The sequence below is a fragment of the Azospirillum oleiclasticum genome, assembly GCF_013423485.1.
Classification (GTDB): Bacteria; Pseudomonadota; Alphaproteobacteria; order Azospirillales; family Azospirillaceae; genus Azospirillum; species Azospirillum oleiclasticum.
The window spans coordinates 1-10,797 of the sequence record NZ_JABFFR010000060.1 but is presented as its reverse complement, the minus strand read 5'-3'; the positions used below and the strand labels follow the sequence as shown (position 1 = coordinate 10,797).

The window sequence follows — 10,797 nt, the reverse complement described above, 5'->3', positions numbered from 1 at the left end:
GGCGCAGGCCGCCGGCCAATCCATCCAGGGCGCCCGGACCCAGACCGCCCAGGCCGCGCAGCGCGTGGCCGACACCGCCGACCGCGTGGCGGACACCGTCGGCGACGCGCCGGAGCAGGCGCGGGCGGAGGCGATGCGGCGGGTGGACGACGCGCACGACCGCGCCCAGGGCGTGGTCGACGGCGCCCGTTCCGCGGCGCAAGGAGCGCGCGACACCGCCGGGGCCTACGCCGACGCCGCGCACGGCACCGCCCAACTGGCCCGCGAGGCGCCGGACCGCGCCGTGCAGGCGGTGCGCGACACCCGGCAGGCCATCGTGAACAAGCCGCGCGAACTGGCCGACCAGGCCAACGCCCAGGTCCAGGGCTACCGTGACCAGGCGCAGGGTGCCATCGACCGGGTGTCGCAGGGCGCGCAGGGTGCCGCGGACTCGCTGGAAAACGCCACGAGGAACGCCACGGCCACGGCCCGCAACACCGTGCGCGACGCTGCCGGCCGGGCGCGTACGGCGGCGGCGGAGGCGCGCACGGCTGCGCGTACGGCCCTGACCAACGCCAAGGCCGCCGCGGCGGGTGCGGCGTCCGACGCGCAGAAGCGGATCGCCGCCGCCGCCGCCCGCGCCGCGGCGGAGGCCGACCGCGCGGCGCAGGAGGCGGAACGCGCGGCCGAGGCCGCCGAACGGGCGGCGGAGCTCGCCATGCTGGCGGCGGAGGGGGCGGAGAACGCGCTCGACCGTGACCTGAACCGGGTGAACGACACCGTCGCCCGCGTGCTGGGCAAGGTCTCGCCGCGAAACATCGTGGCCGCCTGCCCGCTCCTTCAGGGATTGGCGAACCAGCTGCCCGACCCCTTCGCGACCAATCCGCTGACCGGCAGCCTGAACGCCATCCGCAGCGCCGCGCGCTCGGTGCGCCAGGGCATCGCGGCGGCAGCCGCCGCCGCGGCCGCCGCGGCGCGGGCGCTCGCCGCGCAGGCGCGGGCTCTCGCCAACCGGATCAAGGGTATGGCGGACAGCGCCGCCGCCCAGGCGACCGCGCTGGTGCAGCAGGCGCTGGATCAGGCGAGCCGGCTGGCCGACAGCGCCGCCCGGCTGCTGGACGAGGCCGACCGCAGCATCGGTTCCCTGATCGAGCAGGCGGAATCCGCCGCCGACAGCGCCATCACCGCCGGCGCCGCCGCGGCCCAGCCCGCCATCGACGCCGCCCACAACGCCGCCGGCCGGGTGCAGGAGCTGTGCGGCCGGGCGTCGGAACAGCTCAACCGCGCCACGGAGCTGGTGACCTCCACCGTGACCCGTGGCGGCACCATGGTGTCGGACGCCGCGGCCACCGTCACCGAACCGGCGGTCGGCATGGCGCAGACCGCGGCCGACGCCGTACGCCCCGGCATCAACACGGCGGCCGACGTCGCCGACCGGGCGGTCGACGCCGGGGAGGGGTTGGCCGACCGCGCCATGGACCAGGTCGACCTCGCCCACCAGTCGGCGAGCGGCGTGGTGGCGTCCGCCACCGATCAGGCGCGCGGTGCCGCCAACCGTGCCTGCGACTCGGCTCGTCCGGCCGCCGAACAGGCGGCCACGCAGACCCGCGCCGCCGGCCGGCAGGCCGCGCAGGCCATGAACGACGCCGCAGGACAGGCCGCCGGCACCGCCCAGGCCGCGGTGACCCAGGCCCGCGACGCGGCCCAGCACGCGGCCCAGTCCGCCGGCGACCTCGCCCAGGCCACCGCCGCCGGGGCCAATCAGGTGACCCACAGCGCCGAGGCCGGGGCGGTCAGCGCCACCCAGGCGGTGCATGGTGCCGCCGACCAGGCGCTGGGCTCGGCCCAGCAGGCGGTCGGCGGCGCCCAGCAGGCCGCCCGGCAGGCGCAGGGCCACGCCGACCGGGCAAGCCAGGCCGCCGGCAACGCCCGCAACGCGCTACCCTGAGGCGGGGGCGGCCCTCGGCCGCAACCCCATGGTCCCGATTGCCGACCGGGCGGGGAGGCTGGCACAGTGTGGCCGGAACCGCCGCCCTGCGGCGGGCCGATGCACCCGGAGTTCTCCTATGTCGGCGTACCTTCTTGCGGTTCTGGCGATGCTGGCGGCGGGCGCCGGCCCCTCCCTGGCGGGGGATGGGATGAGCATGCCGCAGGCGGTCTCCACCCCGTCCACCGGCACCCTGAAGCTGTGCCGGAACTGGGTCCTCTGGGACAGCTGCCGGGAGTACGGCAAGGTCGAGATCCCCGGCGAGATCGCCGTGGGCATGACCTTTCCCATCGATTTCGGCAGCAACGCCAAGACCATCAACTTCACGGTCAAGTCGATCACCCACGACAGCGGCGAGTGCCGCATCCTGCGCATGGGCGAGGACGGGCACATGCTGCAAAGCACGGCCCACCCCGTGGACATGCTGATCGTCCGCTCCTGCCGCCCCGTGCGCTGACGGGAGGCGGGAGCGGCGGTCATTAGACGTGTAATGGACGCCGCGGGTCGGCGGTTCAGATCAGCCCGCCGTTCGGCTGCACGATCTGCCCATGCACCCAGGACGCCTCGTCCGACGCCAGGAAGCGGACGACGGCGGCCACCTCCTCCGGCCGGCCGACGCGGTTGAAGGGGCTGAGCGCTGCGGAGCGTTGGATCATCTCCGCCGACTTGCCGGCGCGGAACAGGTCGGTGTCGACCGGCCCCGGCGCCACGCCGTTCACCCGCACGCCGCGCGGCGCCAGCTCCTTCGCCATGGAGCGCACCAGGCATTCCACCGCCGCCTTGGTGGCCGCATAGGGGCCGACGCCGGGTGCGGCATGCCGCACCAGCGAGGTGGTCAGCGCGACGATGGAGCCACCGTCGGCGACCCGCTGCGCCGCGGCGCGCAGGATGTTGAAGGCGCCGACGATGTTCACCTCGACCAGCCGGCGGAAATTCTCCGTCGGGAACTGGCCGACCGGGGCCGGCGGCACGTTGATACCGGCGTTCGCCACCACGCAGTGCGGCGCGCCGAACTCCGCGGTCACCCGGTCGAACAGGGCGGCCACGGCGGCCTCGTCGGTGATCTCCACTTGGTGGGCGGCGATGCGGGCGGCGATGCGGGCGTCGCCGACGCCGGCCAAATCGGCCGGCGGGCTGCTCACATAGGTGTAGGCGACGTCGTAGCCGGCCCCGGCCAGGGCCTGCACGCAGGCCGCCCCGATGCCGCGCGAGCCGCCGAACACGATCGCTGTCTTCTTGCTCATGTCTTCCGGGTCCTTGGTGAAGGGAAAATCGGTCAGAGGGTGGAGATCGAGACGACGCGTTCCTCGGTCATCTCGTGGATGGCGTAGCGCGGCCCCTCGCGGCCGAAGCCGCTGTCCTTGGAGCCGCCGTAGGGCATCAGGTCGACCCGCGCGCTGGAGGTCTCGTTGATGTGGACGCCGCCCGCCTCGATCCGCTCCGCCGCCTTCAGCGCGTCGAGCAGCCGGTTGGTGAAGATGCCGGCGGCCAGCCCGAAGGGGGTGGCGTTCACCCGCTCGATCGCCTCGTCCAGCGTCGTGAAGGGGACGAGGCAGACGACCGGCCCGAAGATCTCGCAGCAGCCCACCCGCATCGACGTGTCGACACCGGCCAGCAGCGTCGGCGGCACCACCGCCCCCCGCCGCGGGCCGCCGGCCAGCCGGGTGGCGCCCTGCCGCACCGCCTCCTCCACCCAGGCGTCGATGCGCGCCGCCTCGCGCTCGCTGATCACCGGCCCGACCACGGTGTCGGGGGCGAAGGGGTCGCCGTGGGGCAGCGCCGCCACCAGCGCGGCCAGCCGCTCGGCCACGACATCCATCACCGTGTCCTGCACCAGCAGCAGCTGGACGGAGGTGCAGACCTGCCCCGCCTTGCGGTAGCCGGCCGCCACGATCTTCGGCAGCGCGCGGTCGAGGTCGGCGTCGTCGCAGACGATGGTGTGGGCGATCGAGCCCAGCTCCATCTGGGTGCGGCGCAGGCCCGCCACCCGCTGGATGCCGCGCCCCACCTCGGTGCTGCCGGTGAAGGCGAAGAAGCGCACGCGCGTGTCGTCCATCAGCCCCTGCAAGGCCGCCCCGCGCGCGTTGACCAGCGACAGGAAGCCGGCGGGCATGCCGGCGTCCACCAGCGCCGCGGCCAGCCGGTACGCGGTGACCGGGGTGTTGGTGGACGGCTTCAGGATCACCGCGTTGCCGGCCGCGAAGGCGGGGGCGACCTTGTGGGCGACGGTGTTGAGCGGCGAGTTGAAGGGCGTGATGGCGAGCACGACGCCCAGCGGCACCCGCAGCGTGAAGGCCATGCGCCCCGCCTGCTTCGGCGCGCCGGCGATCGGCACCACCTCGCCCACCAGACGGCGCGCCTCCTCCGCCGACAGGCGCAGGGTCTCCACCGCGCGCGCCACCTCGCCCCGTCCGTCGGCGGCGGTGAAGCCGGCCTCACGCTGCATGGTGCGGACGAAGTCGTCCGCCCGCTCCTCCACCAGCCGGGCCGCGCGCTCCAGCACAGCACCACGCTCGTAGGGGGTGGGGGCGCCTTGGCGGAAGGCGGCGTGGGCGCTGTCGAGCGCGCGCTCCGCCTGCTCCACACTGGCCGCGCGCACCGTGGCGAAGGGCTCCAGCCGGTACTTGTCGAGGACGGCGATGCGCTCGCCCTCCCCCGCCTGCCACCGGCCGTCGATCAGCAGGGGGTAATCGGTCAGCGCTCCCGCCTCACGCTCCGGATCGGCGTCGATCTCAGTCACAATGGCGTCCTTTCAGGCAATCACAGCCACAGGATTTCGCGGCGGTAATCGAGGTTGGTGAGCAGCGCGTCCGCCGGCCCGCTGTGGAACACCGCCCCCCGCTCCAGCGCGAAGACGCGGTCGGCCAGCGCCAGCACGAGGTCGAGGTTGTGCTCGACGATCAGGATCGACACGTCGGCGCGCAGCCGGTCGAAGACGGTGAAGAGCTGCTCGATCACCGCCGGGGCCAGCCCCTCGAAGGGCTCGTCCAGCAGCAGCAGCCGGACGTTGGCGGACAGCGCGCGGGCCACCGCCAGCATCTGCTGCTCGCCGCCCGACAGATGGTCGGCGTGGGTGTTCCGCCGCTCCCACAGGGCGGGGAACATGTCGTGGATCCGCTCCTCGCTCCACACCGTGCCGGTCGAGCCGTCGGTCTTGCGGCCGAGCCGGCCCAGCGCCAGATTGTCGGCCACCGTCATGCCGGCGAAGATGCCGCGCCCCTGCGGCACGTAGCCGATGCCGAGCCGGGCGATGTCGGGGGCCGCCATGCCGGCGATCTCCCGCCCGTCGAGCGTGATCCGGCCCGACGTCGCCGGGACGAGACCGGCAAGAGCCTTCAGGAAGGTGGATTTGCCGGCACCGTTGCGGCCGAGCAGGGCGACGATCTCGCCGCGGCCGATGTCGAGCGAGGCGTCGTTGAGGATGTGGCTCTTGCCGTAGAAGGTGTTCAGCCCCTCCACCCGCAGCAGCGGTGCGCTGTCGGCCGAGCGGCCGGCGACGCGGCCGGTCACCTGGGGCGTGCCGGTGCCGGTGTAGATCGCCTGCACCTGCGGGTCGGCGCGCACCGCCTCCGGCCCCGCGCTCATCAGCACCTCGCCCTGGTTCATCACCGTGACCGTCCGCGAGAAGGACAGCACGCGGTCGATGTCGTGCTCGACGATCAGCACGGGGATGCTGGCGGAGACGGTGCGGATCAGGGCGCACACCCGCTCCCGCTCCGCCGCGGCCAGCCCGGCCAGCGGCTCGTCCAGCAGCAGGATGCGCGGCTTCAGCGCCAGCGCGATGCCCAGATCGACCAGCCGCTGGCCGCCGTAGGAGAGGTCGCCGCCCTTCACCTCCTCGATGCCTTCCAGCCCGAGGAAGCGTACGAGCTCCGCCGTCTCCTGCCGGACGCGGTCGTAGCGGTCGATGTCGCGCCACGCGTCGAAGCCGCAGCCGTGCTTGGCCTGGACCGACAGGCGCAGGTTCTCGAAGATGGTCAGCCCGTTGAACAGGCTGGTGATCTGGAAGGAGCGCGCCATCCCCAGCCCGACGATGGCGTGCGCCGGCCGGCCGTGGATGTCGGCGCCGTGCAGGCGGATGCTGCCGGCGTCCGGCGGGAACATGCCGGAGATCAGGTTGAAGGTGGTGGTCTTGCCCGCACCGTTGGGGCCGATCAGCGCGTGGATCTCCCCGGCGCGCACGGTCAGGCTGTTGTCGCGCACGGCGCGGATGCCGCCGAAGGATTTCGACACGCCCGCCACCTCCAGCACGGTGCCGGCGCCAGGCTCGGGCTGCAGGAAGGCCGGCAGCGGCAGGCCCTGGTAGATGCGGCGCCGGCTCATCGCCGCGCTGTCGGTGGGATCCTTCCGCCAGCGCCGCCGGATCTGCGCCCACACCCCGACCAGACCGCCGGGCGACAGGATCACGAAGCCGACGAACACCAGCCCGAACCACAGCAGCCAGTTCGCCGTCCAGATCGAGAACAGCTCGCGGAAGACGATGTAGAAGAAGGCGCCCAGCGCCGGCCCCAGGATGTTGTGCATCCCGCCGATCACCACCATCGCCAGCATCTCGCCGGACAGCGTGACCGACACCGACTGCGCCGAGACGATGTAATGCTGGAAGCCGGTGAGCGCGCCGCCCAGCCCGGTCATGACCGCCGACAGCACGAAGGCGGCCAGCTTGTAGCGATCGACCGGGTAGCCCTGGAAGGAGGCGCGGAGCTGGTTCTCGCGGATCGCCATCAGCACATGGCCGAAGGGCGAACGCTCGACCCGCAGCATGACGTACAGCACGCCGAGCCCGACCAGCGCCGCCATCACATAGAAGGCCAGCGGATCGTCGAGGTCGACCGGCCCCAGCGTGCCGCGCGTCAGCCCGCCCAGCCCGTCCTCGCCGCCGGTCACCGCCGTCCAGCGGAAGGCGACGGAGTAGGTGAGCGCGCACAGCGCCAGCGTCAGCAGCGAGAAGTACACCCCGCGCCGCCGCAGGATCAGCGCCCCCGCCACCAGCGCCGCCGCCGCCACGAAGACCAGCGCCAGCAGGATCGGCAGGAGGATCTGGTCGGGAAACCACGCCTTCTGGCAGAGGGCCGCCGCGTAGGCGCCGATGCCGAACCACGCGGCATGCCCGAAGGAGGTCAGCCCGGTGTAGCCGACCATGATGTTCAGCCCCGTCGCCGCGATGGCGAGCGCCACCACGGCCGCGGCGGTGTTGAGGGTCAGCCCGAGCGCCGACAGCGCCAGCGGCAGCAACACCAGCCCGGCCGCGCCGATCAGCAGCGGGCGCAGGGTTTGCCAGGGCCCCGCGTGCGGGAGCCCGTTTTGCAGGGGCTCGCTTGGCAGGGGTTTGCCTTGCAGGGGCCCGGTTCGCACAGGGGTCGAGGTCATCGTTCGAACTTCTCGATGCGTTCGCCGAGCAGCCCGCGCGGGCGGAACATCAGCACCAGGAACATCAGGACGTACATCGACGCCTCGCTGGCCGCCGGCAGGAAATGAATGGTCACGCCGCGCACCACGCCGACCAGCAGGGCCGCCAGCACCACGCCCCAGAAGCTGCCCAGCCCGCCGATCACCACCACCACGAAGGCGATGGTGATGATCTCCACCCCCATCGCCGGGTGGACCACGGTGACCGGTGCGAACAGCGCCCCGGCCAGCGCCGCGGTGCCGACGCCGAGCACGACGATGGTGGTCATGTAGGGCTGCAGCCGGATGCCCAGCGCGGCGACCATGTCCGGCCGCTGCATGCCGGCACGCACGACGCGGCCGAAGGAGGTGCGGTGCAGCAGCAGCCACACCCCCGCCAGGACCGCGGCGACGATGCCCAGCAGCATCAGCCGGTAGCGCGAGAACAGGAAATCGCCGATGATCACCGGCCCCTTGAGCGCCGGCGGCATGGAGGCGGGCAGCGGTGCCGCCCCCCACAGGATGCGGATCACCTGCTCGGCCACCATGGCGAGCCCGAAGGTCAGCAGCAGGCTGAGAATGGGGTCGGCGGCGTAGAAACGCCGCAGCAGGAAGCGCTCGAACAGCACGCCCAGGACACCGACCAGCACCGGCGACAGCACGACCCCCGTGAGGAAGCCGAACTGTTCGCCCACCGTGATGGCGGCGTAGGCGCCCAGCGCGTAGAAGGCGCCATGCGCGAGGTTCACCACCCCGCCGACGCTGAAGATGAGGGAGAGGCCGAGGGCGATCAGCAGGTAGTACCCGCCGAGCACCAGCCCGTTCAAAACCTGCTCCAGAAGAAAGACGATCTGCATGAACCGGTCCTGTCGGAAACCTACGGCGGCCGGGACCGGCGCCGTGCCGGTCCCGCTGCCGCGCGTATGGTCACGCGGCGGTCAGAGCGAGCAGGGATTCTGCTCGCGCGTCGGGTAGAGGGTCTCCATCGCCACATCAGGCGCCGGCACCACGGTGCCCAGCTCCATCAGGTCCCACTTGTCGGCCCCCTTGGCCTTGACCGAGAAGGGATAGGCCTCCTGGATCAACTGATGGTCCCAGTCGCGGAACCTGGCCTTGCGGGCCTTCAGGATGTCGAACTCGGCGCCCTTCTCGAAATAGGCGATCAGCGCCTCGCTGTCGGTGGATTTGGTCTCGGCCATCGCCTGCGCCAGGATCTTCAGCGAGATGTACTCGATCCAGGCGTGATTCTCCGGCGGCTTGCCGTGCTTCTTGGTGAAGGTGGCGACGAAGGCCTTGGAGGCCGGGACGTCCAGCGTGTGGTACCACACCGTCGGCCAGATGCCGCTGAGGTTGCCGGACCCGGCCGCCCAGGCGTCGGCGGTGTTCAGGTTGAAGCCGACGATCGGCGCCTTCAGCCCATATTCCGCGTACTGCTTGATCAGGTTGGTCACCTGGTTGCCGGCCAGGTTGGAGCACACGATGTCCGGCCGCACCTGCCGGATCTTCAGCAGATAGGGGCTGAAGTCGGTGACGTCGGTGGCCACCAGCTCGTCGCCGATCAGCATGCCGCCGTTGCGGTCGAAGAAGGTCTTGGCGGCGCGGCGCAGGTCGTGCCCGAACACGTAGTCGGCGGTCAGGGTGTAGAAGCCCTTGCCCTTCACCATGCCGTCGCGCAGCAGCGCGCTGCCGACGGCGTTGACCATCATGGTGTTGGGGATGTCGATGGAGAACATGTAGCGGTTGCAGCTCCGCCCGCGCAGCGTGTCCGACCGCGCCCCGGTGCTGAGGAAGACCCGCTTGTTGCGCGCCGCCGTCTGCGAGATGGCAAGCGCCGAGGCCGAGCTGATCTCGCCCATCAGCACCTGCGCCCCGTCACGGTCCAGCATGCGCTGGGCCTTGGTGGCGGCGGTGTCGGGGTTGATCGAATCCTCCGAGATCACCTCGATGCGGCGCCCCAGCACGCCGCCGGCGGCGTTGATCTCCTCGGCCGCCATCTGGATGCCGAGCACGGCGTAGTCGCCGAGCGCCCCCAGGAAGCCGGTGCGCGGCGTCAGGTGGCCGATGCGGATCGCATCGGACTGCGCCCGGACGATCGCCGGAAAGCCCAGAACGGCCCCCGCCGCCAGACCACCGCCGATCTTCAGCGCGGTGCGCCGCGTCGGCGCCAGTATCGGAGTGCGGGAACCAGGTGAAATCCTGTCCATGTCGGTCTCCTCCCCGGACGAGATTCTTCGTCTTTACCCACCCGATCACGGTGCGTGGTCGGGACGGGCGGTGATGGACCTTAGGCGGAGCGACGGGCAGAGCGGAAATAGGGAATAACGACACTTGCCATAAGCGCGACTTATAGCGAACAATCCGCCGCACCGACGGACCGCACCCCCTCCCCTCCCCGCCCGCGAGCGAGCCGCCATGGAAATCCGGCAACTGCGCTACTTCGTGCAGATCATCGAGAGCGGCAGCCTGTCGCGCGCCTCGCAGCGCCTGCACATCGCCCAGCCCGCGCTGAGCCAGCAGCTCAAGCAGCTGGAGGAGGAGATCGGCAAGCCGCTGCTGAACCGCTCCTCCAAGGGCGTCACGCCGACGGAGAGCGGGCTGGCGCTCTACCACCACGCCCGCTTCCTGCTGCGCCAGTTCGACCAGTCCATCGCCATCGTGCGCAGCGAGGCCGGCGCCATCCGCGGCATGGTGTCGGTGGGGCTGCCGGCGACCACCGTGTCGGCGCTGGGCCTGCAACTGGTGCGTCGCGTGCGCCAGCGTTTCCCCGGCGTGCTGCTGAATGTGGTGGAGGGGATGAGCGGCCACATCGGCCAGCTCATGCGGCTGGGCCAGCTCGACCTCGCCGTGCTGTTCAGCCCCGACCTCGCCCCCGATCTGGTGACCGAGCCGCTGATGGTGGAGGAGCTGTTCTTCATCATTCCCGAGCACAGCGCCCTGATCCCGGCCGGGCGTACGGCGGTGTCGCTGGCCGAGGCGGCGGCGGTGCCGCTGATCCTGCCGACCGGCGTGCACGGCCTGCGCCAGCGCATCGCCGCGGAGTTCGAGAACCGCGGCCTGTCGCTCAACGTGGTGGCGGAGATCGATTCGCTGTCGCTGCTGATGAACTGCGTCTACGACGAGGTGGGCGCCACCATCAAGCCGATGGGCGCGGTGATGCAGGAACAGCCCAAGGGCCGCCGCTGGCGCTGCCTGTCCTTCTCCGACGTCGCCTTCCAGCGCCGCAATTTCCTCTACTCCCTCCCCTCCGAACGCCTGACCCCCGCCGCCGCCGTCGTCGCGGCGGAGATCAAGGAAACCGTGCGCGAGCTGATCGAGGGCAAGGCGTGGCCGGGTTTCGAGGAGCCGGCGGCGTGATGCCAAACATCATTGATCGTGACCGATCAATGATCCCTCACACGCCGGGCGGCCCGCATCCGCGTGCCTTGGCTTCGCGCCCATGTGGG

8 protein-coding genes are annotated in these 10,797 nt (G+C 71.8%); 3 read left to right on the top strand and 5 right to left on the bottom strand.

The window, feature by feature from the left end:
* Positions 1-1,927 (top strand): hypothetical protein (locus HL658_RS34405; protein WP_211109927.1); only part of this gene is annotated, 1,927 nt, incomplete at its 5' end.
* A gap of 118 nt (positions 1,928-2,045) precedes the next feature.
* Positions 2,046-2,423: a hypothetical protein gene (locus tag HL658_RS34400; protein WP_180286790.1), complete on the top strand. Its 378-nt coding sequence runs from the start codon at positions 2,046-2,048 to the stop codon at positions 2,421-2,423.
* A 55-nt stretch (positions 2,424-2,478) separates the two neighbouring features.
* On the opposite strand, the gene HL658_RS34395 is transcribed toward HL658_RS34400, so the two are convergent.
* From HL658_RS34395 to HL658_RS34375, 5 genes are all read right to left on the bottom strand, one after another.
* A complete protein-coding gene (locus HL658_RS34395; protein WP_180286789.1) occupies positions 2,479-3,210 on the bottom strand; it encodes an SDR family NAD(P)-dependent oxidoreductase in 732 nt (243 codons plus the stop codon).
* Between the two features lie 32 nt (positions 3,211-3,242).
* A complete protein-coding gene (locus tag HL658_RS34390; RefSeq protein WP_211109926.1) occupies positions 3,243-4,706 on the bottom strand; it encodes an aldehyde dehydrogenase family protein in 1,464 nt (487 codons plus the stop codon).
* Positions 4,707-4,726: 20 nt separating this feature from the next.
* Entirely contained in the window at positions 4,727-7,336 is a 2,610-nt protein-coding gene (locus tag HL658_RS34385; protein ID WP_180286788.1) for a branched-chain amino acid ABC transporter ATP-binding protein/permease, read from the bottom strand.
* Complete coding sequence (locus HL658_RS34380; RefSeq protein WP_180286787.1) at positions 7,333-8,211, bottom strand: branched-chain amino acid ABC transporter permease; 879 nt, start codon at positions 8,209-8,211, stop codon at positions 7,333-7,335. The genes HL658_RS34385 and HL658_RS34380 overlap by 4 nt, the downstream gene beginning before the upstream one ends.
* An 81-nt stretch (positions 8,212-8,292) precedes the next feature.
* Positions 8,293-9,558, bottom strand: a complete 1,266-nt coding sequence (locus HL658_RS34375) for an ABC transporter substrate-binding protein (protein WP_180286786.1) — start codon at positions 9,556-9,558, stop codon at positions 8,293-8,295.
* A 208-nt stretch (positions 9,559-9,766) separates the two neighbouring features.
* Here HL658_RS34375 and HL658_RS34370 point away from each other — a divergent pair, with 208 nt between their 5' ends.
* A complete protein-coding gene (locus tag HL658_RS34370) occupies positions 9,767-10,708 on the top strand; it encodes a LysR substrate-binding domain-containing protein (RefSeq protein WP_180286785.1) in 942 nt (313 codons plus the stop codon).
* Positions 10,709-10,797: the final 89 nt, after the last annotated feature.

Coding starts and splice junctions, on each gene's coding strand:
- HL658_RS34400 (WP_180286790.1), top strand. CDS start 2,046: ATGTCGGCGTACCTTCTTGCGGTTCTGGCGATGCTGGCGGCGGGCGCC.
- HL658_RS34395 (WP_180286789.1), bottom strand. CDS start 3,210: ATGAGCAAGAAGACAGCGATCGTGTTCGGCGGCTCGCGCGGCATCGGG.
- HL658_RS34385 (WP_180286788.1), bottom strand. CDS start 7,336: ATGACCTCGACCCCTGTGCGAACCGGGCCCCTGCAAGGCAAACCCCTG.
- HL658_RS34380 (WP_180286787.1), bottom strand. CDS start 8,211: ATGCAGATCGTCTTTCTTCTGGAGCAGGTTTTGAACGGGCTGGTGCTC.
- HL658_RS34375 (WP_180286786.1), bottom strand. CDS start 9,558: ATGGACAGGATTTCACCTGGTTCCCGCACTCCGATACTGGCGCCGACG.
- HL658_RS34370 (WP_180286785.1), top strand. CDS start 9,767: ATGGAAATCCGGCAACTGCGCTACTTCGTGCAGATCATCGAGAGCGGC.